The 25,684-nt window shown below is 34.3% G+C and carries 28 protein-coding genes; 14 read left to right on the top strand and 14 right to left on the bottom strand.

From position 1 onward, the window contains the following. Positions 1-76: 76 nt before the first annotated feature. The gene (locus ACODSB_RS19205; protein WP_488938214.1) at positions 77-2,005 is read left to right on the top strand and encodes a glycoside hydrolase family 97 protein; all 1,929 of its coding nucleotides are present in this window, start codon (positions 77-79) and stop codon (positions 2,003-2,005) included. Between the two features lie 78 nt (positions 2,006-2,083). Here the strand turns inward: ACODSB_RS19205 and ACODSB_RS19200 are convergent, their stop codons facing one another. The 8 genes from ACODSB_RS19200 to ACODSB_RS19165 all read right to left on the bottom strand — a co-directional run bounded on the left by ACODSB_RS19200 (position 2,084) and on the right by ACODSB_RS19165 (position 11,443). Next, on the bottom strand, positions 2,084-3,178 hold the full coding sequence (locus ACODSB_RS19200) for a PepSY-associated TM helix domain-containing protein (protein ID WP_488938213.1): 1,095 nt from the start codon (positions 3,176-3,178) through the stop codon (positions 2,084-2,086). 57 nt (positions 3,179-3,235) lie between these two features. Further along, positions 3,236-5,617: a TonB-dependent siderophore receptor gene (locus ACODSB_RS19195; protein WP_488938212.1), complete on the bottom strand. Its 2,382-nt coding sequence runs from the start codon at positions 5,615-5,617 to the stop codon at positions 3,236-3,238. A gap of 200 nt (positions 5,618-5,817) precedes the next feature. Then, positions 5,818-6,975 (bottom strand): MFS transporter, encoded by a 1,158-nt coding sequence (locus ACODSB_RS19190; RefSeq protein WP_488938211.1) that lies wholly within the window; start codon positions 6,973-6,975, stop codon positions 5,818-5,820. Positions 6,976-7,050: 75 nt separating this feature from the next. Then, on the bottom strand, positions 7,051-7,902 hold the full coding sequence (locus tag ACODSB_RS19185; protein WP_488938210.1) for a helix-turn-helix domain-containing protein: 852 nt from the start codon (positions 7,900-7,902) through the stop codon (positions 7,051-7,053). 137 nt (positions 7,903-8,039) lie between these two features. Beyond that, positions 8,040-8,450 (bottom strand): VOC family protein, encoded by a 411-nt coding sequence (locus tag ACODSB_RS19180; RefSeq protein ID WP_056201201.1) that lies wholly within the window; start codon positions 8,448-8,450, stop codon positions 8,040-8,042. Positions 8,451-8,612: 162 nt separating this feature from the next. After that, the gene (locus ACODSB_RS19175; protein ID WP_488938209.1) at positions 8,613-9,479 is read right to left on the bottom strand and encodes an aldo/keto reductase; all 867 of its coding nucleotides are present in this window, start codon (positions 9,477-9,479) and stop codon (positions 8,613-8,615) included. Between the two features lie 80 nt (positions 9,480-9,559). Beyond that, positions 9,560-10,393 carry a helix-turn-helix domain-containing protein gene (locus ACODSB_RS19170; RefSeq protein WP_488938208.1) on the bottom strand — a complete coding sequence of 278 codons (834 nt, stop codon included), beginning with the start codon at positions 10,391-10,393 and terminating at the stop codon, positions 9,560-9,562. Positions 10,394-10,474: 81 nt separating this feature from the next. After that, positions 10,475-11,443: an aldo/keto reductase gene (locus tag ACODSB_RS19165; protein WP_488938207.1), complete on the bottom strand. Its 969-nt coding sequence runs from the start codon at positions 11,441-11,443 to the stop codon at positions 10,475-10,477. 119 nt (positions 11,444-11,562) lie between these two features. Here ACODSB_RS19165 and ACODSB_RS19160 point away from each other — a divergent pair, with 119 nt between their 5' ends. The 11 genes from ACODSB_RS19160 to ACODSB_RS19110 all read left to right on the top strand — a co-directional run bounded on the left by ACODSB_RS19160 (position 11,563) and on the right by ACODSB_RS19110 (position 19,444). Next, positions 11,563-11,910, top strand: a complete 348-nt coding sequence (locus ACODSB_RS19160; RefSeq protein ID WP_053472823.1) for a winged helix-turn-helix transcriptional regulator — start codon at positions 11,563-11,565, stop codon at positions 11,908-11,910. 67 nt (positions 11,911-11,977) lie between these two features. Then, a complete protein-coding gene (locus ACODSB_RS19155; protein ID WP_053472822.1) occupies positions 11,978-12,835 on the top strand; it encodes an AraC family transcriptional regulator in 858 nt (285 codons plus the stop codon). 161 nt (positions 12,836-12,996) lie between these two features. Continuing rightward, complete coding sequence (locus tag ACODSB_RS19150) at positions 12,997-13,491, top strand: hypothetical protein (RefSeq protein ID WP_488938206.1); 495 nt, start codon at positions 12,997-12,999, stop codon at positions 13,489-13,491. 33 nt (positions 13,492-13,524) lie between these two features. Further along, on the top strand, positions 13,525-14,523 hold the full coding sequence (locus ACODSB_RS19145) for a hypothetical protein (RefSeq protein ID WP_488938205.1): 999 nt from the start codon (positions 13,525-13,527) through the stop codon (positions 14,521-14,523). A 134-nt stretch (positions 14,524-14,657) separates the two neighbouring features. Next, positions 14,658-15,104: an OsmC family peroxiredoxin gene (locus ACODSB_RS19140; RefSeq protein WP_488938204.1), complete on the top strand. Its 447-nt coding sequence runs from the start codon at positions 14,658-14,660 to the stop codon at positions 15,102-15,104. A 120-nt stretch (positions 15,105-15,224) separates the two neighbouring features. Next, positions 15,225-15,767: a peroxiredoxin gene (locus tag ACODSB_RS19135; protein ID WP_488938203.1), complete on the top strand. Its 543-nt coding sequence runs from the start codon at positions 15,225-15,227 to the stop codon at positions 15,765-15,767. 102 nt (positions 15,768-15,869) lie between these two features. Next, the gene (locus tag ACODSB_RS19130) at positions 15,870-16,319 is read left to right on the top strand and encodes a thioredoxin family protein (protein ID WP_488938202.1); all 450 of its coding nucleotides are present in this window, start codon (positions 15,870-15,872) and stop codon (positions 16,317-16,319) included. 58 nt (positions 16,320-16,377) lie between these two features. After that, positions 16,378-17,016, top strand: coding sequence for a peptide-methionine (S)-S-oxide reductase MsrA (gene msrA / locus ACODSB_RS19125; RefSeq protein WP_488938201.1), 639 nt, complete (start codon positions 16,378-16,380; stop codon positions 17,014-17,016). A gap of 8 nt (positions 17,017-17,024) precedes the next feature. Continuing rightward, positions 17,025-17,546 carry a peptide-methionine (R)-S-oxide reductase MsrB gene (gene msrB / locus ACODSB_RS19120; protein ID WP_488938200.1) on the top strand — a complete coding sequence of 174 codons (522 nt, stop codon included), beginning with the start codon at positions 17,025-17,027 and terminating at the stop codon, positions 17,544-17,546. Position 17,547: 1 nt separating this feature from the next. Then, entirely contained in the window at positions 17,548-18,957 is a 1,410-nt protein-coding gene (locus ACODSB_RS19115) for a protein-disulfide reductase DsbD family protein (RefSeq protein ID WP_488938199.1), read from the top strand. 31 nt (positions 18,958-18,988) lie between these two features. Next, positions 18,989-19,444, top strand: coding sequence for a thioredoxin fold domain-containing protein (locus ACODSB_RS19110; protein WP_488938198.1), 456 nt, complete (start codon positions 18,989-18,991; stop codon positions 19,442-19,444). 112 nt (positions 19,445-19,556) lie between these two features. On the opposite strand, the gene ACODSB_RS19105 is transcribed toward ACODSB_RS19110, so the two are convergent. The 4 genes from ACODSB_RS19105 to ACODSB_RS19090 form a co-directional block, all read right to left on the bottom strand. Then, positions 19,557-20,495: a ring-cleaving dioxygenase gene (locus ACODSB_RS19105; protein WP_488938197.1), complete on the bottom strand. Its 939-nt coding sequence runs from the start codon at positions 20,493-20,495 to the stop codon at positions 19,557-19,559. Between the two features lie 304 nt (positions 20,496-20,799). Then, on the bottom strand, positions 20,800-21,150 hold the full coding sequence (locus tag ACODSB_RS19100; protein WP_488938196.1) for a cupin domain-containing protein: 351 nt from the start codon (positions 21,148-21,150) through the stop codon (positions 20,800-20,802). Next, positions 21,150-21,770 (bottom strand): alpha/beta hydrolase, encoded by a 621-nt coding sequence (locus ACODSB_RS19095; RefSeq protein ID WP_488938195.1) that lies wholly within the window; start codon positions 21,768-21,770, stop codon positions 21,150-21,152. The genes ACODSB_RS19100 and ACODSB_RS19095 overlap by 1 nt, the downstream gene beginning before the upstream one ends. Before the next feature lie 127 nt (positions 21,771-21,897). Then, a complete protein-coding gene (locus ACODSB_RS19090) occupies positions 21,898-22,188 on the bottom strand; it encodes a GNAT family N-acetyltransferase (protein ID WP_488938194.1) in 291 nt (96 codons plus the stop codon). A gap of 424 nt (positions 22,189-22,612) precedes the next feature. On the opposite strand from ACODSB_RS19090, the gene ACODSB_RS19085 reads away from it, so the two are divergent. After that, positions 22,613-23,383, top strand: coding sequence for an alpha/beta hydrolase (locus tag ACODSB_RS19085; RefSeq protein ID WP_488938193.1), 771 nt, complete (start codon positions 22,613-22,615; stop codon positions 23,381-23,383). Between the two features lie 38 nt (positions 23,384-23,421). Then, positions 23,422-24,243, top strand: coding sequence for an alpha/beta fold hydrolase (locus tag ACODSB_RS19080; protein ID WP_488938192.1), 822 nt, complete (start codon positions 23,422-23,424; stop codon positions 24,241-24,243). A gap of 303 nt (positions 24,244-24,546) precedes the next feature. On the opposite strand, the gene ACODSB_RS19075 is transcribed toward ACODSB_RS19080, so the two are convergent. Both ACODSB_RS19075 and ACODSB_RS19070 read right to left on the bottom strand, forming a co-directional pair. Further along, positions 24,547-24,987: a hypothetical protein gene (locus ACODSB_RS19075; protein WP_488938191.1), complete on the bottom strand. Its 441-nt coding sequence runs from the start codon at positions 24,985-24,987 to the stop codon at positions 24,547-24,549. 1 nt (position 24,988) lies between these two features. Beyond that, a complete protein-coding gene (locus ACODSB_RS19070; protein ID WP_488938190.1) occupies positions 24,989-25,576 on the bottom strand; it encodes a Panacea domain-containing protein in 588 nt (195 codons plus the stop codon). Positions 25,577-25,684: the final 108 nt, after the last annotated feature.

The raw sequence follows: 25,684 nt of genomic DNA, 5'->3' as shown, positions 1-25,684 counted from the left end.
AAAAAAACTTTACAATCTTTGCGAACTCTATGTTTTAAAACAACAAAATTGAACTATCACCTTTAAAAATTATATAATGAGAAAAATGTTTATTCATCGAAATTTGAGCTTACTGATACCCGCAGTATTTTTTGTACTGACAAGCGGTAAAGCTCAAAACAAAGACCTTTATCTGAAGTCTAAGGATAATTTAAATAAAATTACTTTGTCTTTAACCGAAGATGGAAAGTTGTCGTATAAAGTTACCCGCAGAGATAAAACAATAATTTTAGATTCTCCGCTGGGTTTAAATCTTGAAAATAATGATTTTACTTCAGGTTTGTCAGTTGTAAACGTTTCGCCTATCGAAGAAAAGCGTGAAAAATATGAACTTAAAGTCGCCAATAATAAAGTCGCCGATCATATTTTTAAAACTAAAAGCATAACATTTAAGAACAAACAAGGCGCTTTAATCACGATCGATTTAATTGCGGGAGAAGAAGGAGTTGCTTTTAGGTATAAGTTTGCTGAGAAAGAAGAGAAAACCAGAGTGGTTAAAAATGAAATTACAGGATTTCATATCGATCAAAATGCAAAAGGCTGGCTTCAGCCGTATAACAAAGCGGGAGATTATACGCCGGGTTATGAAGATTTTTATGTGAATGTAAAATCGGGAGATCCAATAAGCGGCGCACGAAATGTTTCAGTTGGATGGTGTATGCCGGCACTTTTTAATGTAAACGATACTAAAAATTGGGTTTTAATTGCAGAATCGGGAGCAGAAGGTGTATTTCCGGGTTGTCACTTGCAGCCGGATTCTAACGGAGGAATGTACAAAATAGCATTTGCAGAAAAAGACGAAAAATTCACTTTGCCTTTACCGGACACAAACGCTTATCCTGAATCAAGTTTACCTTGGACAATGCCTTGGAGAGTTATTTTGATTGGCGATAAAGCGGGAGATATATTATTGTCAACTTTGATTACGGATTTGGCTCCGGCGTCTAAAATTGAAGATACTTCATGGATTGTACCGGGAAAAGCGGCTTGGTCATGGTGGTCACATCCTGATGATTTTACACCAGAAATGTATAAAAAATTCACTGATGTTTCGGCTTCATTTGGTTTTAGATATACGCTTTTTGATGCAGGTTGGGAAAAAGCCAATAAAGAAGGAAAAATTATTGATCATGCTTTGTCAAAAGGAGTTCAGCCATTAGTTTGGGGATATTCGGCAGAATATTTTAATCCTGAAAAGAGGAAAAAAAGATTTAAGGAATTAGCCGATATGGGCGTAAAAGGTGTTAAAATAGATTTTTGGTGTTCAGACAGACAAGAAGTTATGAGTACGCTTCAATCTGTTTTTGAAGATGCAGCTAAAGAACATTTGCTTGTAAACCTGCACGGAACAACAGTTCCAAGAGGCTGGCACAGAACATGGCCAAACTTTGTAACGGCAGAAGCTATTTTAGGAACGGAAAGTTATTTCTATGAACCAAGATTTCCTGAAATGGCTTCACAGCAAAATACAGTTTTGCCTTTTACGAGAAACGTTGCGGGACCTGCAGATTATACACCGTTTGCGTTGACATTTAGAAAATATACGCGTTTAAATACGGCAGTTCATGAATTGGCTATGGCTATGATTTATACATCGGGAATTATTCATTTTGCCGATTCAGAAGAAGTTTTTAATTCGCTTCCGAATGAACTTAAAGATTTATTTAAAGAGATGCCAGCGACTTGGGATAAAACCGAAGCCATAATTGCAGAACCGGGAAAAGAAATTGTTCTGTCACGTAAAAAAGATAATCTGTCTTATATTATTGGAATAAATGGTACTAATTCAATATCACCAATTTCAATTGATTTGACGAAATATGGCAAAGGATTTTCGAAATTCAGAGTTATTTCTGAAGGCACAGATCCGTTGATGGAATTTAAGGTTTCAAATTATCCTATAACTTCAAAATGGCAGTATAATTTAGCTCCAAAAGGAGGATTTATTATTCAGTTTATAAAATAAGTTGAAGATATTAAAAGTAAAAAAGCCTTTAAACGTTTGTGTTTAAAGGCTTTTTTTATTTCTATTGGCTGAAGGTTTTTAAGCTTTAATCTTTTTAGTTTTTTTCTTTCCTTTTTTCCACCAAATAATAAATCCGGTTATAGGAAGCGAAGCTCCAATCAAACTTACCAAACACCAGATTATTTTCCCTGTAAGACCAAAGAAAACTCCTGTGTGCAAATCATGATTACTGGCTTCATATACATCGGCAGCATTGTTGTCTTTGTAAAGCTTTGTGCGAAGCATTTGCCCCGTTTTTCCGTCAAAGAAAAGCGTATTTTGGTTTCTTGCCCAATTATTCGGATACGTCATTCTAACTCTCAATTCTCCCGTTTTTCTAATCGAAAATGAAACAGAAGTTGCTCCCGGATATTTGGAATTGGCACTTTCGTATATGTTATTGTATCGAACCGGAATTGTGGTTGAGTCAATTTTTTCTTTAGATAAAACTTCATCTCCTTTTCTAAGTTTGCTTCCGGTTACTATACTAACCGATTTTTTAACGGTATCGTATTTAAAATACGTTCCGGAAAAAGCTATTAAAAGCAAAACAATAGAAGCATAAAACCCTAAAACCTGATGCAGGTCATAATTGACTCTTTTAAAAGAACCGCTCCACTTTATTTTTAGAGACTGCTTTAGTAATCGTTTTTGATTTGGAAACCATAATACAAGTCCGGTAATCAGCATGATGATAAAAATCACGACCGACCAGCCTTGAATAAATTCGCCAACGTCTCCCAGTAATAAAGTACGGTGTATTTCAAGAACAACATTTAACCAGTCAGAACTTTGCTTGTTGATTAAGCTTCCGTCATACGGATTAAAATAATAGGTCTTTTTCTTTTTGGTCGAAATTTGAACCGCTGCATTGGGTTCTTCCGTATTTATTTTTAAAGCAGTAATTTTCTGTTTAGGCTCCAGTTTTTCATAATTTTCAATTATAGTTTTTAATCCTATAAATGATTTTTGCTGAACCGGAACATGCAGATATTCTTTGTTTGAAAAATCACGGATTTCTTCTTCAAAAACATAAAGAAATCCAGTAATGCTCACTATAAAAACAATGAGGCCCGATGCTAAACCGAGCCACAAATGTATTTGTCTTATTGTCTTTTTAAAACCTTTGGTCATAACTTATTATAAAAGCCAAATGTAAATAATATCAGTCGAAATAAAGAACTGAAAATCTTAGAATTTAAAGGTAATATTTCCGGTAACTCTCGTTGGATTTTGAGCAGCTAAACGGTATGACCAGTATTTCTCGTTTGTTAAGTTATCCACTTTTAAACCTAATCTGTATTTTGGTCTGTCATAGAAAACAGAAGCATCTAAAACAGTGTATTCAGGGATTTGGAATTTAAAAGCAGCTGTATTAGTCTGGAAATATTTGCTTCCGTAAATTCCTCCAACACCAAATCCAAGACCAGATGCAGCACCTTGTGTTAATCTGTAACTTGCCCAAAGATTGGCAGTTGTTGGCGAACCTGCAGTTGTTGGTCTTAATCCGTTAGTATTCGGATTTGATTTCGATAATCTACTGTCGTTATAAGTGTAACCGGCCACAATATTTAAACCTTTAATAGGGTTTGCAATAAGTTCAGCTTCAAAACCTTTACTCAATTGCGTACCATCCTGAATTTGAAAATTTGCATGATCTGGGTCATTACGCGTTACGTTAGTTACTTCAATATTATAATAACTCAAAGTAGCACTAATTTTAGTAAAGTCGAATTTAACTCCTCCTTCTAACTGATTCGCATGGTTTGGTTTAAAAACATCTCCATTAAAATCTGAACCTCCAACATTATTAAATCCGTTCATGTAATTAGAGAATACAGAGATTTTCTCTTTAACAATTTGATAAACTGCTCCAAATCTTGGAGAAAATGCGGTTTGGTTGTAATTCCCTGTAGTAGTGTTAGTAGCCGGATAATACAATCCTTTATTAATATAACGATCAGCTCTAAGACCAGCCATTATAATTAATCGATCTGTAATATTTAATACATCAGATACGTATGCACTGTATGTTCTTTCGTTATTAGATGTATAATTCGTGTAAGTAGCTGTTGCAAATAAAGGCTCTATTTTATCGATAGTAAAGTTATTATAAGCATCTCCCGGTGTTCTATAATTTATAGCCGGCATATTTACCGTTGCATCATTTCGCGTTGCACGTACGCTGTAGTAATCTAAACCTGCTACAACTCTGTTACGTAGGCTTCCAATTTTGAAATCACCATTAAAGTTTTGCTGAATATCTGTACCGTAATAAGGAAAATCCTGATTTGTAACTTGTTGTCTTAATGTTTCATTACTCATAGCTGTCAATGCTACAGTATATCCTTCTGATGATGATCTTGTACGCGAAACAATTGTTTGTGACGTCCATTCATCTGATATTTGATATTTTAACTGTGCAAATATATTATACTGCTGAGCGGTGTAATTTACAGTATTGTTAGCAAATGAAAGTTTATAAGGAATTTCCATTTCTTCAATGCTGTGTGCAGTAGCACCAGCTCCGGTAAAAGGAGCTAATCTCATTGGAGAAACTCCTTTTGATGCACTAAACTCAGCATCAATAAGTAAAGTCAGTCTTTCGTTTACCTGATAAGAAAAACTCGGAGCTATAAAAAAGCTTTTATTAAACCCCGCATCCTGAAAACTTCTTTCACTATGTAAAGCTGTATTAATTCTGAAAAGAGCAGTTTTATCATCATTAATTGGGGTATTGATATCGGCTGTAAAACGATTTAAATCCCAATCACCTGCAGAATACGATACTTCACCTTTAAAGAAATCAAAAGGTTTTTTTGTTACCCTGTTAAACAAACCTCCAAAAGATGAAATTGTACTTCCAAACAATGTTGCCGATGGCCCTTTGATAACTTCAATACGCTCTAAGTTAGAAGGATCAATTGAATTATAAGTAAAACTTCCAACCCCGTTTCTTACTAACTGAGGTGTTACAAATCCTCTCGAAATATTAGTTGATCTTCCCTGGTTTCTAACCTCAGAAATACCTGCACCCGGAATGTTTTTAAAAGCACTATTATAATCCGTGATTACTTGTTCTTTCATAAGTTCTTTACTTACAATGCTGTAAACCTGCGGATTTTCCATGTTTTTAAGTTTCATTTTAGAAACCTCTTCACTTTCTTTTCTTGCAAATCGGTTTCCTCCGGAGCTTACAATAACTTCTTCTAATTTTTGTGATGTATAAGCAAGTTCAAAATCAAGAGTTGGATTTGCATTATTTTGATCGACTAAAACAGAAGCCGGAGCAGACTCATAACCGTTTAGTTTTATTTCAACTAAATACGTTCCAAAAGGAATATTTTTTAGTAGATAAGTACCATCAGAATCTGTTGTGGTAGTTTTATTTAATTCTGAAATTTTTACCGCAGCACCTTGTAAAGGATTTCCGTCTTTCAGAATTGCTTTACCTGAAATAGTTCCCAAAGCTGACTGGGAAAAAGCAGCTTCTGAACAAAAAAAGACGATCAGAAACGCTAGAAACACTTTAGTTAAAACATTGTTTTTAAGTGTTTTAAATGTTGTTTTCATGTGAAATTTTGTAATTTATTCTTATTTAGACTGATTACAAATATATAAATAGAAGTATAAATTCATATAGCAGGATTAAAATTTTCTTAAAATAATATTAAAAATATTTAGTGGAAAATTCAGAATTGATAGTTTAAAATCTATAAAAGAAAAAACCTCATTTTATAATGAGGTTTTAATTTTTAAAAGCAGAAAAAGCATTACTGTTTTTTATAAAATAAAGTTGCTATTGCAAGAAGCGAACTGATCCCTCCAAAGAAATAAACAGACTGATAATTATAGAAACCTGCAATAAGTCCCGCTGCCGGTCCGGCCAAGGCAAGCGAAAGATCAAAAAAAGCGGCGTAAGCGCCTAAAGCTGTTCCGCGCATTTGCGGCACTACTTTTTTAATTGCTAAAACACCCAGCGATGGAAAAATTAAGGAGAATCCTATTCCGGTGAGACCACAGCCTGCCAAAGCAATTATTTTAGTCGGTGCAAACCCAATTAAAAGCTGACCTATAATTTCGATAACTAAAGATACAAGTGCCACTTTATAACCGCCAAATTTATCGGGAAATGAAGAAAAAAGCACTCTTGTCAATATATAGAAGAATCCAAATGCCATGAAAGCCAATGACGGATTTCCCCAGTTTTTATCTAAAAATAACAAAGCAATAAATGATGATATACAGGCAAATCCAATCGCTGAAAATGCCAATGCCAAACCTTGTTGCGAAATAAGACCCACAACTTTGTAAAACGGAGATCTCACGAGAGAAAGATCTACAGATAAAGAAGGCAGTTTAAGTGTAAAAAGCCAGCTTGCAGCAGAAAGCACACATATTAAAATAAATACTGTTGTTATACCATAAGTACTTTTAAGCCATAAAGCTGCCGGAGCACCAATTGCTATTCCTGCATACATGGCAATTCCGTTCCATGTCATCACTTTTCCCGATTGCTGTATACCTGCCAAACCTATTCCCCAAGATAGAGCGCCAGTTATAGCAAGACTTTCAGAAGTTCCGTGTACGATTCTGGCAATTACCAATAAAATTATAGCAGCGAGAACATTATTTGCAAATAGAGAAGCTGTTATATAAATAACTCCTGAAATAATCATAAGTAGTATTCCCAGATGATTACTGTTTTTGGCTCCTTTTGTGTCAGTTATTTTTCCGGAATATGCCCTTGTAAACAAAGTAGCCAATGACTGTAGTCCGATAACTGCGCCCACAATAAAATTGCTGAGGTTTAAATTTGTTTTTATAAAACCGGGCAGAATTCCCAGAGTCATGCCAATAGTTAAGTAAATAGCAAACACCGATAGAATTATTGGTGTGATCATTTTAGTAAAATTGTTGGTTTGTACCATTGTAGATTTTTTATAATTATACAACCGCAAAGGTAGACGGGAAGGACAGTGCAGGGCATAGCCGATTAATGGCTGTTATTGGACAATTAATGGTTTTGAATTTCTAAATTCAAGAGCAGTCATCGCAGTATTCTTTTTAAAGAAGCGTGAAAAGTATTGATAATCTTCATAGCCTAATTCATACGCTATTTGTTTTACATCAAGTGTGGTGTAATAGAGCATGCGTTTAGCTTCCAATAAAATTTCCTGATTGATCCAGTAACTTGCCGGAAAGCCCGTGATTTGTTTGGCAATTTCGTTAAGGTAAAGCGGTGAAATATTTAAAAGAGAAGCATATTCCTGAACCTGTTTTACTTTTGTTTTGTTCTCGGCTATCAGCTGTTTAAATCTAACGACACTATTATATTTTTGCCCTTCCGGACGGATCACGGATTTTTGTGAATCTAAAATTTTTGAGGCGACCATACCAGCGAGAGTTTCTATCATTGATCTTATAATAGAATCAAACAAAGGTTGTTGTGTTTGCTCAAGCTTTGATGCCAATAACGGAAGTATTTTAAAAACCATTTCATCACTCGTTACCGATGCAGATTGTTTTGCATTTAAATAGGTAATAAAAATGTCACGATATTGAAGCGGAACTAAATCATTATCTACAAATACAAGCCAGCCTTTACATCGTTTTGCTTCAAGATAGCGATGTACTTGTCCGGGAGCGACGAAACCAATTGCAGGGCCGCTTTGGCTTATTTCTTTAAAATCAAGTTCCCAATGAAAATTTCCATCTTGCAGGATAACAAACATATAATGATCGTCTCTGTGGGCAGTGTGCAAATATTCCTGAAGATTATCAAAGGAAGCAATATCAATACCCGGAGCGCTTAGCTCATCTTTATGTATTTCTATAGTTTCTTTTTTAGTCGGCATAATTCACCCAAAATTTTTATAAAACTACAAAATAATTCATATGCGGAAATTCAATTATATCCTGATTCAGATTTCAATTGAAATCTGAATCAGGAAATACTATTTAAAACCAAACTGAATTTCTTCGATAGTTAGAGTTAATTTTGAGCGTTAAATTTTGCAATAGCTTCTGCTGTGACCGGCGTAAATAAATTGACAAGATTACCATCTGGATCACGAAATAAGAATGATTTATTTCCCCACGGCATTGTGGTAGGCTTTTGAACGATATTATTTTGAAGATAATTTTCTAATCTAATATAATCTTGTTCTACATCTTCTGATTTAAATTCTATAATCACACTGCTGTTTTGAGCTGGTTTTGCGACCTCATCACCACCAAAGAAAAGTAATGTTTTGGTACTTCCAATAGCTAATGTTGTAGTTGGTGTTTTAACCTCGGCAAAATCTGGAGTATATTGCACGGCAGTTATCCCCGTAACCTGCTCATAAAATTTCACTAGTTCCTCTAAACGGGCAGTAATAATGCGAATCGATACTAAATTCATATCTTATTTTTTTAAAGTTATAAGACAAAAGTAATTTCATGTTATGACAGCTGTTTGTCAGTAGAGTTGAGTTTTTTTCGTATTTATTCTGAATAAAACAGTAAATAATAAGGATGAATAAAAACTCATCCTTATTGTATAAACTTTATTTATCAAAGAAAATTAAATGCTTTGTTGATCCGTTAAAGCGTTCAATTCCAGTATATCATTCTGATCAAGTGAAATTTCTTTCGCCCTGATGTTTTCTTCCAAATGATGTAGATTGGCTGTTCCAGGAATAAGCAGAATATTATCAGCGTGATGAAGCAGCCAGCTTAGTGCAAGCTGTCGCATGGTGACATTTTTACGATCGGCGATTTTTTGCAATTGCTCAGTCAAAGGCGTCATTCCGCCTCCAATAGGAAACCAAGGTATAAAAGCAATGCCCTGAGATTTACAATATTCTAATACAGGTTCCCACTGACGTTCTAATACACTGTATCGATTTTGTACCGAAACAACTTTGAAATATTTTTGTGCTTCTTTAATTTCATCAACCGATACTTCTGATAAACCAATATGCCTGATTTCTCCCTGTTCCTGTGCTTTAGCCAGAAATTCAAAACTTATTGGAGCAGGAACTTTAGGATCGATTCTATGCAGTTGGTATAGATCAATACGTTCCAGTTTCAACCTGCGCAGACTTCCGTCAAGTGCATCCTGAAGATGCTGCGGGCTGGCGTCGTTATGTATATCTGCCCACGGGCCAAAACGAACCAATCCGCCTTTAGTTCCAATAATCAGGTCTTGTTGATACGGGTGCAGCGCCTCGGTTATCAATTCTTCCGAAATGAAAGGGCCATATTGATCTGCAGTATCGATAAAATTCACTCCTAATTCTACAGCACGTTGGAGTACTTTGATAGAATTTTGTGGATCCTGCGGCATACCAAATAAATCAGGTGAGGTAATACGCATTGCTCCGTATCCCATTCGATTAATGTTCAGGTCGCCGCCCAGCAAAAATGTAGATTTAATAGATGTGTCCATAATTTGATTTTTTATAGATACAAAGCTATTGAGGTATCTTGAGTTTTAGTAAAGACTTTTCAAAGCATTATTTATACTTTTCAAATCTTTTTTCTAAAATCAGAAGGAGTAGTTCCTGCATATTTTTTAAAAAACCTCGTAAAGTAACTTTGATATTCAAAACCAAGACCAAAAGTGATTTCGGCTACACTATAATTCGTATAGCTTAGCAGTGACTTAGCTTCAGCAAATAAAAGTTCGTTGATATGTGCCGTTGTCGATTTACCGGTAGCCTTTCTTACCGCAGTATTGAGATGGTTAACATGTACTGAAAGACAACTGGCAAAATCTGATGCAGTTTTCAATTTAATAGTCTGTAGAGGTAAATCAACAGGAAATTGTTTTCGGAGTAAACCAAAAAATGAAGCTACAATTCTCGAAGTGCCTTTATCAGCTCTGTCCTTCGTATTTCGCATTTTTAAAGCCTCATGAAATATTAAATTGAGATGACTGCGAAAAAGATTCTCTTTGTCATCATACTGAATATCAGAGTCTGCTCGAATACGCTTAAATAAAACAGATAAAAATTCTAGTTCCTCGTTATCCGGAAAATAAACAGGCGATGACTGTTCATTAAATAATTGGCTGGCTAATCCGTTGAGCTGTGCACTGGAATTAATAAACTTGTCATCAAATACACAAAAATATCCTTCTGTTTCGATTTCACGTTCTGGCACCACCCATGAATGAGGTACAAGCGGATTAAGCAGTACTAACGCAGGTTTGTCTACTTCTATAGGAGAAAGGTTCCCGTAATACAATTGGTATGGCGGCCAGCCTGTTGTTACCAGACTAATTTTATAGAAATCCCTGCGATTATAAGATTCCAGTGTACATTTATTTTCTCCAATCGCTGCTACCAGAAACTGACTCATATTTTATTTAGATATATCTTAATCATTTACAAATTTATACAATTCAATTATAATGAATAAGTTCTATGCCAAATTTTTAGATTAGTAATTCTTACTTCTCACGCTTGCCAGTAGATCATGCGGATATCCCAAAGTAATAGCACTCAGTTTGTCTAATTGTTGAATATGTTCGGTTGTTAATTCTATAGAAGAAGCTTTAAGTCCATCATTAAAATGCTCAATGGTACGCGCGCCTAATATTGGAAAAGCGCTTTTAGATTTTACCCAGGCAAAAGCCACTTGTCCGGGTGTCGAATCAATTTCTTCTGCAATAATAAAAAGTTGATCCAGTATTGCTTTTGATTTTTCATCTTCGTGGTAATCAGAAGTGCCAAGAGTTATTCGCCCTGTTTCTCCTTTTCTGTATTTTCCCGTTAATGTTCCGCCTGCTAAAGGTGAATACATCATAGTTCCTAAGCCAAATTGTTCTGCCATTGGTATAAATTCACGATCTGCAGTATGCTGTAATAGATTATATTCGATTTGTACAGCAGTCAGTTTGGTTGAAGCAGCTATTGCAGAAACCTTCCATGCAGGAAAATTAGTTAAACCAGTATAAAGCACTTTTCCGCTTTTTACCAAATCTTCTAAACCTCTAATAATTTCGTCAAGCGGAGTAACGCCATCATCAAAATGCGGCATATAAATATCGATATAATCTGTTTTTAAGCGTTTCAGACTAGATTCTACAGCTTGTTTCATTGCTTTGCGATGATTTCCAAAATTGCTGATTTTAGGCGCAGCTTCATTACTTTGTGTGTATTTTGTACAAATGATAAAATTGCTGCGCTGGTGTTCTATAAATTTCCCAATCAGTTCTTCCGATTCTCCAAGTTGGTATCGGTCAGAAGTATCTATAAAATTCCCACCCGCATCTGCATAAGCCGTTAATATTTTATGAACTTCTTCTGGATTTGTTCCGTGTCCTTTGCGTGTTCCAAAACTCGCTGCGCCCAATATAATTTCGCTGGAATATAATCCCGTTCCTGTGCCGAATAATTTATATTTCATGATTTTTTTATTTTTTGTAAAATTACAGACTGCTTTTAAATCAGTCAAGTACGGCTAAATTCAGCCGTATAAGATTTATCATTTTTATATTTTACCTTTGATACCCAATTCGATTCATTATGTACAAAAAGAAGATTCCGGTAAATTTAGACTGTGGACTGCATTTGTTTATGGAAGTAATTCAGGGCAAGTGGAAAATCGCTTTAATCTGGTGTATTCATTCGGGTATAAAACGTCCCGGAGAACTCCAGCGCAAAATATCAAAAGCATCCAGAAGACTTCTTGATAACCAGTTAAGCGAACTTGTTAATCATGGTATTTTAACCAAAATTACATATGAAGAACGTCCTTTAAAGGTCGAATATGAGCTGACTTCTTTAGGGAAATCACTCATACCGGCAATTGAATACACAGCGCAGTGGGGCGAAGACCATCGTGAAGAATTAGAAAAATTAATTCAATCATAATAATACAAATCAAAAAGAGTTTGTAACTGATATTTAAATATTAGTTTAAAGAAGAAAATAAAAAGTTATGATAAACGACTATAAAAAACACGATCTATACGGCAAAACACTAATTCAAAAAATTGAATTAACGCCACCGTTTAATTTTGATTTTCCGGTTACGGAGCAGGCTTGTTTTTTATACGTGAAAGGAGGAGACGTTGAATATCAAATCGATGATGAACAAATAAGTGTTGCCACAAATTATTCGTTATTATTGAATTGTATAAATTCCGGGAAACAAATACACAATTCAAAGTCAAACAGTAATTGTGAAATTGTAATTGTTACGTTTTATCCGGAGATATTAAAAAAAATATACGACAGAGAACTTCCGTTATTGCTTCAAAAACCTAAGAACGTAATATCAAATAAATCAAGTGAAAAAATAAACAACGATTTTCTAATTCAGAAGTACATTGAAGGATTATTGTTTTATTTTGAAAATCCATCTTTGATCAACGAAGATATTTTGGTATTGAAAGTAAAGGAAATTATACTTTTGCTTTCTCAAACACAAAATTCAGAATCAATACAACTCATATTATCACAGCTTTTTTCTCCTACAACTTATACTTTTAAACAAATTATAGAAGCAAATTTATTTTCACAATTGACAATTGAAGAACTGGCGCAGCAAAACAATTTAAGTGTGTCATCATTCAAACGAGAATTTGCAAAAATATTCCATGATACACCTGCTAATTATATCAAAGTTAAAAAACTGGAGAAAGCTGCCGAATTACTGCAGGTTTCAGATCAGCGTATTACAGAAATAGCATTTGACTGCGGTTTTAATGACTTGGCAAATTTCACCAAAAGTTTTACCAGTAAATACAATGTGAGCCCAACAAATTACCGCCAAAAACTGAATAACAAAGAGTAATTGTAAAACTCATTTTTATACTATTTAAGCATCTTTCATTTATTTGAAGGATGCTTTTTTTGTGAACCAAATTGCCAAATAGTTGGACTAATTGACAAAACCATTCTCCTTGATCTATCGGAAGTTTGCTAAGTATTTCAAACAAATTTAAATCATAAAAAATGGGATTATCAAGCTTAGGAATTTTTCACACAATTATAGGTGTTGCCGCAATGGTAGCGGCAGTAGTAGATTTTATCAAATACGGTAAAATCAATTTGAACACATTATCCGGTAAAATATATTTTTACGGAACAGTCGTAACCTCACTAACTTCGTTAGGAATCTCCAAACATGGCGGATTTAATCCGGGACATGTCTTTGCTATTTTTATAATCATTCTGGTATTAGCAGCCTATTTTCTGAATTCAAAAAGAAAAAACAGCGGAAGAGCTCGTTATTTTGAAAATTTCTGGTTGTCTTTTAGTTTTTTTCTGTCACTTGTTCCAACCGTTAATGAAACTTTTACCAGAGTTCCGCTAGGACATCCGCTGGCTAAGGATATTAAAGATCCTGTAATTGGGAACACACTTCTTGTTTTATTACTGCTCTTTATTGCCGGTTCAATATTTCAGTTTAGAAAACAGAAGTTTATCAATAAAACAACAGGACTTTAAATCAGGAAACATACTATTTTAAATAACAAAGCCATGAAAATAAAAGCCTTTTTCATTTATATATTACTTTTCTCGTGCGCATTACAAGCACAAAACATGGTCAGTATGTCATCTGTACATCCTGCGGCAGACACCACAAGTGCAGGAAAAAGAGAGCTCGCAATTCGCTATCCGGCTTTAAGACAGTTTGGTTTTTCGGCCAGTAGTTTTGGTTACAGCGATTTTGATTCAAAACTCGATGATAAAGATTTTGCAAATGGAAAAATAAAGACCGAACGTATCACTACTTTTTTCAATTCTCCGGCAATTCAATGGAGTGGTAATTCTCTTTCGGCAACGGTATTTTATACGTATACCGCCATCGAACTTAAAGATATAACCAATCTTACTGATTCTCAATTAATGCCTTTAACATCGGATAGAAATACGATAGATGTTGCGGTAAATTATTCCAGATCTGACCGTATTTTTAATCATCCCATTATATATTCATTGGTTGCCAGAGGTATTTCAGATAATCTAAATTCTGTGAAACGTTTTAATTTTAATGGAAGTTTCACTTTACCAATAAAGAAAACAGAGAACTCTTCATTTTCTGTCGGACTTTTGGTGCTGATCGATCCTTCTTCGCCAATTCCCGTAGAACCAATCATAAATTATTATCATAAATTCCTTTCGTCAGGATTGGAACTTATTGTAGATATTCCAACAGGAATTAATCTTAAAAAAGAAGTGACGAGAAATGCATGGGTTATTCTCGGTTCCAACCAAAGTTCGTTCAGTACTTTTTACAACCGACGAAATAATCTGCTCGATGGTAAAGTAAGTTACAATACAATTGAGCTAAAAAGCGGTGCAGCATTTGAATATCTTTTTGCCAAAAATATCATGTTAAGCGTAGGAGGCGGTATCAATAATTATTTCTCTTCCAGATTATTTAAAGATGGTGAACATTACAGCAATGCTTCTTTTACAAGTGATAATACAAGTACAGGTTATGTAAATGCCGGTATTTCTCTATTGTCTTTCTAGCAAACAAAATAGCTGATAACAAAAGCCCTAAACTGAAAAGATTTAGGGCTTTTTTTTTGGACTAAATTGCCAAATAATTGGGCTTATTGGCAAAATCCTTCTCTTAAGTATAACGCAATTTTGTAGTGTCAATAATGACAATCAAATTAAACAATAATAAAGAAATGAAACGTACAGCAAAAGCACAATGGACAGGAAGTGCAAAAGAAGGAAAAGGAGAATTAACAACTCAAAGCGGGATTTTAAATCAAACCAACTACAGTTTTAAAACTCGTTTTACAGGAGAAGAAAAAGGTACAAATCCCGAAGAATTATTAGCGGCGGCACATGCAGGCTGTTTTACAATGGCAGTAAGTTTTGCCTTGGCAGAAAAAGGCTTAACACCAACATTATTGAATACTGAAGCAACTTTAACGATGGAAGGTTTTGCTATTTCAGGAATTCATCTTTCAATTACAGGAAGTGTACCGGGAATTAGTGAAGAAGAATTTACAGCTGTTACAAAAGCAGCAGAACAGAATTGCTTAATATCAAAAGCTTTAAGTGTTCAGATTACTTCTGATGCGCAGCTTTTTGCTTAAATAAAATAATTTTTAAGCTGAACCAAATTACCAAATAATTGACCTTAATCGCAAAAACAAACTCTTTTTTGTATTGCAATTTTACAAGGTCAATAATGGCACAATTTAAAATTTAAAATCATGATAACATCAAAAAAAATGAAGGGAATTGTAATGATGATAATTGCAGTCCTGTCTCTAACAGTTTCGAATATTTACGCACAGGAAACATTAAAAAAAGGAGATAAAGCTCCGGGATTTACTCTAAAAAATCAAGATGGTAAAGACTTTAAACTGGCAGATCATTTAGGGAAACAAAAAATAGTGGTTTTTTTCTACCCAATGGATCAGAGTCCTGTTTGTACTGCCGAAGTATGCGCGTTTAGAGATGCTTACGCAAAATACAAAGATGCCAACGCTCTTGTTATAGGAATTAACCAAGGTACTGTTGAAAGCCATAAAGCATTTCAATCAAAAGAAAAACTTCCTTTTGATTTGTTAAGCGATCCGGATAATAAAGTATTGAAATTGTTTGGTGTGAAAGAAGAAAATTTAGGCACTATGATCCTGAGCGGACGTGAAACGTTTGTGATTGGAAAAGATGGTGTTATTGCTTACAGTTTCAGAGATTTTATGAAAGGTGAAGATCATTCTAAAGAAGTACTTTCTTATCTGAAAAAATAATAACATTTCTTATTTTTTAAAGTGTCCGCTATTAAGCATCGGTGTTTCAAGGTTACTGATGGCATCGGTGCGAGGAGCGGCTAATCGTAAAATTTTATTCAAATGAAAAATTTAAAAAACGGTTCTGGTCTGTTATCATTTTGTTTTCTCCTGTTTTCAATGTTTTGTTCTTTGAATGCAGAAGCTCAGAAGAAAACAGGAAATGAAATAAATTTTGTTCCGAAGAATTATCAGCAGGCACTTACTATGGCTAAAGCAAGTCATAAAAATATTTTTGTAGATGCATACGCCGTATGGTGTGCTCCTTGTAAACAGCTTCAGAAAACTACATTCAAAGATCAAAAGGCAGCTGCTTATTTTAATAAAAATTATATCAATTTCAGTATTGATGTAGAAAAAGGAGAAGGAACTACACTAGCCAAAACATGGGGAATTGAAGGTCTGCCGACACTTTTAATTTTGGATCAAAACGGAAAAATAATTGCCAGTCATATTGGATATGTTGATGGAGCAGGATTGCTTGAATTTGCTAAAGAAGCCTCGGCTCAATAATCTACCCTTTTGATTGAGTCAGAAGATTTGATCTCTATCTGAATTAATAATAAAATTTATGAAAAAACACGTTCTGGCAATTTATATCCTGATATTTTCCTCGCTTTCAGGATTTGCATTTCACACTTTTAAAAGTTCAGCCGGTTCAACTCAAACAACGGCAGTTCAAACCGAAACGGCAACATTTGCTACAGGCTGTTTTTGGTGCGGAGAAGCTAAATTTTCACAGCTTAAAGGCGTATTAAAAGTTACGCCTGGTTATACAGGCGGTCTTACTGAAAATCCCAGTTATGAAGAAGTTTGTACCGGAACAACCGGACACGCTGAGGCTTTTTCTATTGTTTATGATCCGTCTTTAATTTCATATGATGAATTACTGGAAGCTTTTTTTCTTTCACATGACCCAACGCAGTTGAATCGTCAAGGCAATGATGTTGGGACACAATACCGTTCGGCGATTTTCTATCATAATGAAAATCAGAAACAAAGAGCCAAATATTGCATTGCGCAGCTCAAGGAGAAAAAAATCTACGAACGTAATATCGTGACAGAAGTAACATCTTTCACTAAATTTTACAATGCCGAAAGTTACCATCAGGAATATTATAAAAAGCACCCTAATCAGGCTTATTGCCGATATGTAATTCAGCCCGAGCTGGAAAAATTCAGGGAAATATTTAAAAAGAAACTCAAATAGTGATCACTATGAAAAATATAGTATTAAGCTGTATAGCAGTTTTATTGACTGCCAGCGGTTATGCTCAAAATATGAAATCAGAAAAAGGACATGAAAATAATCCTTACTATTCAACAACCGATACGTCAAAACTGAATGTATCTGATGCTGAATGGAAAAAAGTATTACCGATTGATTTATATCTGGTGGCAAGAGAAAAAAATACCGAAAGACCTTTTACAGGGAAATACTGGAAAAGCAGTACTAAAGGAACTTATTATTGTGCAGCGTGCGGTAACGTACTTTTTAAATCTGATGCCAAATTTGCAAGCAGCTGCGGATGGCCGAGTTTTTACGAACCTCTTAGAAAAAACAGTGTGCGTTATCACGAAGATAATTCACTTGGAATGAACCGTACAGAAGTTCTCTGCGGACGATGCGATGCGCACTTGGGACACATTTTTGATGATGGTCCGGCGCCTACTTACAAAAGATTCTGTATGAATTCTATTTCGCTGGATTTTGAACCAGAAGAATCAAAAAATAAATAATATGTATCAAAAATTTAAGGGTATTCTTGGGATACTTTTCATTTTGTTTTTTATAAATGTAAACGCGCAGATTCAGGAAAATCCTGTAAAATGGAAATCAAGAATTGAACAAGGTTCTGGCGATACGTTACAATTAACATTTTCGGCTGTAATTAAAAAAGGCTGGCATATTAACAGTCAGTTTAATAAAATACAGGATGGTCCGCTTCCTACCTCTTTTCATTTTGAAGAATCAGACCAATATGTTCTTGCAGGCCGAGTAATGGAACCCAAACCTCTCAACCGAATAGAGAAGGAGTTTGAGAATCAGACTTTGTACTATTTTGAAAATGAAGTCACTTTTATACAAAAGATAATTCCTAAAGCAAAAGACAGCATAAAGATTAAAGCAACTGTCAATTATATGTCGTGTGGAAGTACAATGTGCCTTCCGCCGGAAACCGAGAAAATTAATTTAAAATACATGCCTAAACAAAGTGCAGCAAATGCGCATTATGTACCACCCGTAAAAGAAGCTAATTTATGGTGGATATTTCTGGGAGGATTTCTAGGCGGATTTTTGGCAATATTAACGCCTTGTGTATTTTCTATGATTCCGCTTACGGTTAGTTATTTTACCAAAAACGGAGGAATAAAGCGAGCCATCATTTATGCTGCATCCATTGTTGCAATATATGTCACACTTGGTTTAACGGTTACGCTGACTTTAGGACCAGATGCGCTGAATGCTTTGGCAAGTAATGGTATTGTAAATTTTATTTTCTTTTTGATATTTGTTGTTTTTGCCATCTCATTTTTAGGCGCTTTTGAAATAACACTTCCAAGCAGCTGGCTTAACAAATCTGATGAAATGGCTGATAAAGGCGGATTGATTGGAATATTTTTTATGGCTTTTACACTGGCACTGGTTTCGTTTTCCTGCACAGGGCCAATTATAGGAAATCTTTTGGTTGAAGCTGCAATTAGCGGAAGTATTATTGGACCAGCAATAGGAATGTTTGGGTTTTCATTTGCGCTGTCCATTCCGTTTCTGCTTTTTGCGGCTTTTCCGAGTATGCTAAAAAAACTACCTAAATCAGGCAGCTGGCTTGGAAAAGTAAAAGTGATATTAGGTTTTCTTGAACTGGCTTTGGCGCTAAAATTCCTCTCAACGTTTGATCTTGTTTATGGATTGGGAATATTGAAGCGTGAACTTTTTATAGCCATTTGGATTGTTATTTTTACCTTATTTGGATTTTACATGCTGGGCAAGCTAAAGTTTGATGAATACGAAAACAATTCAAAAGTTTCAATCAGCGGTTTTGTGTCTTCTATTTTGATATTCAGTTTTGTGGTTTATTTGATTCCGGGGCTGTGGGGCGCCCCTTTGAAACTAGCCAGCGGATTTTTACAAAGAATGGAATCAAAATAATACCGCTTCTGTTTCATCCAATACAGAAAATGTGACAGAAAAACATTCGCAGCCATGTCCGCAAAATCTCAACTGTTTTCATGATTATGAAGAAGGACTGGCTTATGCGAAAAAAGTAAATAAACCTATCATACTTGATTTTACGGGTTGGAGTTGTGTGAATTGTCGCAAGATGGAAGACAATGTTTGGAGTGATAAAGAAGTGTGGGAAAAGCTAAACAACAATTATGTATTGATTTCACTTTATGTAGATGATACAACAGTACTTCCGGAAAAGGAACAGTTTATTTCGAAAACTACCGGGAAAAAGATCAAAACAATTGGGAATAAATGGAGTAATTTTCAAACTGAAAAGTTCCAAACCAATTCGCAGCCGTATTATGCTTTGATGGATACAAACGGAAATATGCTTTCTAAACCAGCAGCATACGAACCTGATGTGAAAAAATATGCAGCGTTTTTACAAAAAGGAATTGAGAATTTTTAAGTTATTTTGATAAAACTTAATTGAGAATTTAATCTTTTGATTTAGACCAATAAAAAACCCTTAAACAGAAATGTTTAAGGGTTTTGCCTTTTAACTTATTCTAAAAGTTTCATTAATTAATTTTAACCAAATGATTTTCGATAGCAGCTCTTTGAGACTCATATTGAGCAGGAAGTTTTAAGTTTTTACCTAATTCTTCTAAGCTTTCATCTACAGTAAATCCGGGATTATCTGTAGCAATTTCAAATAAAACACCTCCCGGTTCTCTAAAATATAAAGAATGGAAATATTGTCTGTCGATCTGCGGTGTAATTGACAATCCGTAAGCTTCGATTTTTTCACGGAAGTGCATTAAAATTTCATCATTTTTTACTCGGAAAGCAACATGATGAACAGTTCCATTTGCGTTTAAACCGCGTTTTTCATCAGCCAATTCTACCAAATCAACAATTGCAGCATTTTCTACAGCATCTGTTGTATAACGGTAACGGTTTACGTCTTGATCGATTAATTTGTAACCAAATATTTCAGTTAAAATTGCAGCAGTTGGTTTAATGTCGTTTAAAGTCAAAGTAATGTTATGAAAACCTTTTGTAGCTACATCTGCTTTTACCTCATCAGTTTCCCACGCTTTTCTGTTATCGTCTGTTTTAGATTCGATTAATTCTAACTTTAAACCATCCGGATCTAAGAAAGTAAGATATTTTTCTCCAAATTTTTCAGATGGTTTATTGTATATTACATTGTATTGTTCGAAACGTTTCTGCCAAAAATCCAAGCTTCCTTTTGGAACAGAATATCCAATTTCTGTAGCCATTCCAGAACCTTTTCTTCCTTGCTGAATTCCTTCTCCCCAAGGGAAAAAAGTTAGGATTGTTCCGGCACTTCCCACTTCGTCGCCAAAGTAAAAGTGATACGTTCCCGGATCATCAAAATTTACTGTTTTTTTAATGAAACGTAATCCTAAAATATTAGAGTAAAAGTTGAAGTTTCTTTTTGCGTCACCTGCAATTGCAGTTATATGGTGTAAGCCTAAAATTTTATTTTCCATGGTATTATACTATTAAATTGTTATTGATTTCTTATACAAATTTACCTCCATTATCGTTCTGGATCGATTAACCTAGATTAAGAAATAAAAGCCTCTTTTTATTATTCGAAAACTAATAACCAAATAGTATTCCAAGCGTGTTATCTGTTTGTTTATTAGCATTTTACTTGTGCTGTGGTTTTTTGTTTTTACGATATATCGCAATTTTATAAATGAAGCTGTTTTATTTAGAAAATCGATAAAAAATATAGTGAGGTTATTTCTTAGATTTTATAAATAAAAAAGCCGACAGAACGTCGGCAGTTTATAATTTTATAAATATTGATTTTCGAAGTTTGGGCTCCATATTTTTTGTTTTGTGTCCTTTTCCTGAAGTGTCTTCAACCAAGAGAATAGATCCGGTTTCAAATTTTCTTTTTTCTCCTAAAGAAGTTTCAATTTCTACACCGCCTTCTAATAAAACAATGTATTGGCGGTCTGGCGCATTGTGAAAATCATAATCATAAGAAGGTTTGACTTCTCTAAATACGATAGATTTTACAGGTTCATCATCAGATAAAAATCCGATCTCGCCATTGTTTTTCAACGGAACTTCGAAATCTTCAAAATGACTTTCGCCGTTGGCATCGCTGTAAACTCGCGTTATCGTAATCATTATTTTTTGTTGAAAATTAATGCATTTGCACAATCTACTTCGTCCTGACTTATAGTATGTCCCATATTCGGGTAGATTTTTTTAGTAACATCTGCGCCTAATTTTTGAAGAAGTGCTTCAGTTTCATTTACTCTTTCAACCGGAACATGAAAATCAGGATCACTTGTTCCGATGAAAACTGGTGTGTTTTCGAAATTTCCGGCATAATGATTTTCATATACTTTATCGCCAATAAGTCCGCCTGTAAAAGCGACAACGCCTCCGTATTTAGCAGCATTTCGGGCTGTAAATTCTAAAGCCAGACAAGCGCCCTGCGAAAACCCAAGAAAATAAATGTTCTCTTTTTCGATTCCGTTTTGCTGAATTGCCACCACAACCTGATGAATAGCTTCTAATGATTTTGAAAAAGAAGGTTCATTTTCATTAAGTGGAGCCAAAAAAGAATACGGATACCATGTTCTGTTTTCGGCCTGTGGCGCTACTAATGCAAAATCATCAACTTTAAGATGTTTTGCAATTGAAAGAATATCATGAGCGCCCGCACCACGGCCATGAATCATGACTAAAGCTTTTTTAGCTTCGTTTAAAGGAATACCGTCGGTTAAAATTTCTGTATTCATAATGTTATATTTTTAAAATTATGAGACTGATTAAAGTGGATTTTTTGGCCACAGATTAAAAGGATTAAAAGGATTTTTTTTAAATCTGTGTGAATCCTTTTAATCTGTGGCCTGTAAAAAAAAATAATTATTTTTTCCAGATATCCTGATATTCATCCGGATGTCTTTTGAATTGTGCATGAACATAAGGACAAAGCGGTAAAACCATTAAATTATTGGCACGAACATACGATACCATTTCATCCAAAAGTTTTTTCGCATAGCCTTTTCCTTCAGCTTCCGGTTCAACTCCTGTATGATAAACAGTCAATAAATCCGGTTTAATACTTACCGTCATTTCACCTTGTTTTTTGCCATCAACATAAAGATTAAAAGCGCCATGTTTTTTCTCGTCTAATTCTAGTTTTATCGTTTCCATATTGTTCTAGTTATAATTTGATGTTGTTAATTTCTTTTACAAACTTAGGCAATACACACAAATCTGCTGATTAACCTAGATTAAGAAAAATTTCACTTCTCAGATTTAAAATAGATTCTATTTGTGTACTATTTATATTTCACTATCGGTGAATTCTTTTAGCGAAATATAGTTATTAGAATAATTTTTTCAAAGTACATTTATTTGATTATCAATAAATTAGTAAATTAGCATAGTGCTTGCTTTATCTGTTTCCATGATTAGGCACAGGAAAGAAATCAGAATACTTGTAAAGTATTTGAAATCTTAATAAAATGATTAAAATCTGATCTTTAATAAGTGCTTTGCCCGGATTATACAGCTAATTTAGAAGTAAGGTACGTCATATTTTATAAACCTCAATTACTCATTAAATATTAATCTTATGACAAAATCAAAATCTATTATTCTGATACATGGAAACTTTGTAAACCAAATCAGCTGGGAAAAGTGGAAGGACCGATACGAACAAAAAGGCTATACCGTTTACACGCCGGCTAATCCCGGACACGATGGAATTCCTTCTGACTTAAGAAAACAAGTTCATCCAGATCTTACCAAAACGGGTTTTATAGATGTGGTTGGCAATATTGTTAAATTAATTGATACTCTGCCAGAAAAGCCATTAATCATTGGGCATTCAATGGCAGGAATGGCGGCGATGAAATTATTAGAATTAGGTAAAGCAGCTGCGGCAGTTAGTATTGATGGTGCTCCTCCAAAAAATGTATTTCCTCCTTTTGCAACATTAAAGTCAGTTATACCCGCATTTGGTTTCTTTTCTTCCCAAAAATATTTCATGGGCAGCCGCGAATGGTATGACAAATGCTTTTTCAACACACTTCCGGAAAGAGACAGAGCAAATGCTTTTGATAGTATTGCCGTTCCTGAAAGTTATAAAGTAAGCCGTGAACTGGTGTTGAATTCTTTTTCTAATATTGATTTCAGCAAGCCTCACAATCCTATTTTATTTATTGGCGGAGGCAGTGATGCAATTTTCCCTTCATCACTTACAACCACTCTGGCCAGAAAATATAAAGACAGTAACAGCAAGGTTGACCTGAAAATTTTTCAGGGAAAAAGCCATTTTATATGTGGTGAACCAGGCTGGGAAGCTGTAGCAGATTATATTTTAGACTGGTACGAACAATTATAAACTTTGATAATGCATACTAACAATTAAAACATAATACAATGAGCAAGATTACAGTAAAAGACGGAACAGAGATTTATTATAAAGACTGGGGAACAGGAACGCCTATTTTTTTTCATCATGGCTGGCCTTTATCAGCAGATGACTGGGATCCACAAATGCTATTTTTCTTAGATAAAGGATTTAGGGTAATTGCACATGACCGAAGAGGACACGGAAGATCTACACAAACGTATTCTGGTAATGAAATGGATACTTATGCTGCAGACGTCGCGGAACTTACTGAGTTTTTAGATTTAAAAGATGCTATACATATCGGACACTCTACAGGTGGAGGTGAAGCGATTCATTATGCCGCAAAATATGGTAAAAACCGTGTATCAAAAGTAATACTTATTAGTGCGGTGACGCCGTATATGATCAAAAACGAAGGTAATCCAGACGGAGTGCCAATAGAAGTTTTTGATGATATTCGTTTTAACACAGCCAATAACAGACAGCAGTTTTATCACGATATTACTTTTCCGTTTTATGGATATAATAGAGAAGGAGCAGATATTAAAAAAGGAATTCAGGACAATTGGTGGCGTCAGGGAATGAACGGCGGAATTAAAGCACATTATGACTGTATAAAAGCATTTTCTGAAACAGATTTTACCGAAGATCTAAAAAGTGTTGATTTTCCTGTGCTTATATTACACGGCGAAGACGACCAGATTGTTCCTTATAAAGTCACTGCACTAAGGGCTATTAAACTGGTGAAAAACGGAAAAATAATTACTTATCCGGGACTTTGCCACGGAATACCAACAACAGATGCTGACAGAGTGAATGCAGATATTCTTGATTTTATTAAAGCTTAAGTATTTTATTTAAAAAATTTCTATCTGAAAGAAGGAAAGATCTACAGATTTACAAATACAAATAAAGCAGTGTCAGTAATAGGAGAGGAATAAGAATGTAATTAAAATAAAAAACCCTTAAACATTTCTGTTTAAGGGTTTTGCCTTTTTGTAGCGAGGACGGGAGTTGAACCCGTGACCTCAGGGTTATGAACTTGAAAATAAAATTAGAACCCTTGTGTTTACTAGTGTTCGCAATTCTATTAGTCGGTAAAAAAAAAACATAAATCGTGTTCGTTTTAGTGTTCTGTTTTTATTTAAAAATTATAGTAGTTTTTTAATTCTTCTTTTCACTGAACTAGATTGTTTAAAGCAATCAATTATAGCGTTTAATTCATGTTCGTCTAAAACTCCTTCAATTTCATAATGTATCCCTTGAATTGAATATGATTGAAAAAATAATGTTTTATCTATGTCGTCCTTTAGCCAACACCCATGTAAATAAGTATCAAGAGGGAAAGAAAAATTAGTATTTGTAGCTATTATTGTTTTAGCTTTAAAACAATAAGTAGTTTGCTGTGCTTGAGGCAAATCTATACACCCATGATTTATTATTGTATTCGTGGGGAAATATTCAATAGATGATGGTAAGGAAACAATTAATTGAACCCCATTTATTTCTTTTAAGAATAAGAAATATTTATTTTTTGGAGTTCCTTTTTCAAATTCATAATCATAAATATATAAGAGAGTTCCTTCGTTCATCCTAACTCACTTTAAATTTACCTAAACTTGCTTCAAGTTCAAGATGATGTTGATAAATAGAAAGTTTCATAGGTTGATCTTGTATTATTTCCCTAAAATCCAATTCAATATTGGAAGTATTTTGCCAGCCTTTATTAAATGACTCTAGCAAATTGTGTCTGTTGGCAGTACTATGCCATAAAGAATCTTTTTTATGTGTATAGTCGATTAAAACAAATGCTGGCTCATTTTTCAAAACTTGAGTTATCTTTTCAAGTAATTCAATTTCATTATCATTAAACTCATCGTCATTGAACTCCTTCTTTGCAGTTATATAGGTTCTATTTCCACTATGAAAAACAAGATTTATATATTCTTCTAGCATTTTAGGTTGTTCACCAGATAGATCAACATATACATCTTGAGCAACGGGGCCTAATTGCCAAACTTTATACTTTAAATTTAAAAATGGAAGTCCATGTTTTGAAATAGAAATCTCGTCTAATAAATAAAGAATTTTTAAAAGCTTAGTTTTAGACAAATCATTTATTCTTTCTGCAAGAAATATGACTGTATTCCCTAATTTTTCTATGTCTTGTTTGCTATACATTTAAAATGATGCTAGTGTGGTTAAAGGTTTTAAAGGTTTTAAAGGTATTACAAGTATTACAAGTATTACAAGTATTACAAGTATTACAAGTATTACAAGTATTACAAG

The sequence above is a fragment of the Flavobacterium sp. FG68 genome (genome assembly GCF_057808895.1).
This window is presented reverse-complemented; position numbering and strand designations above follow the sequence as displayed.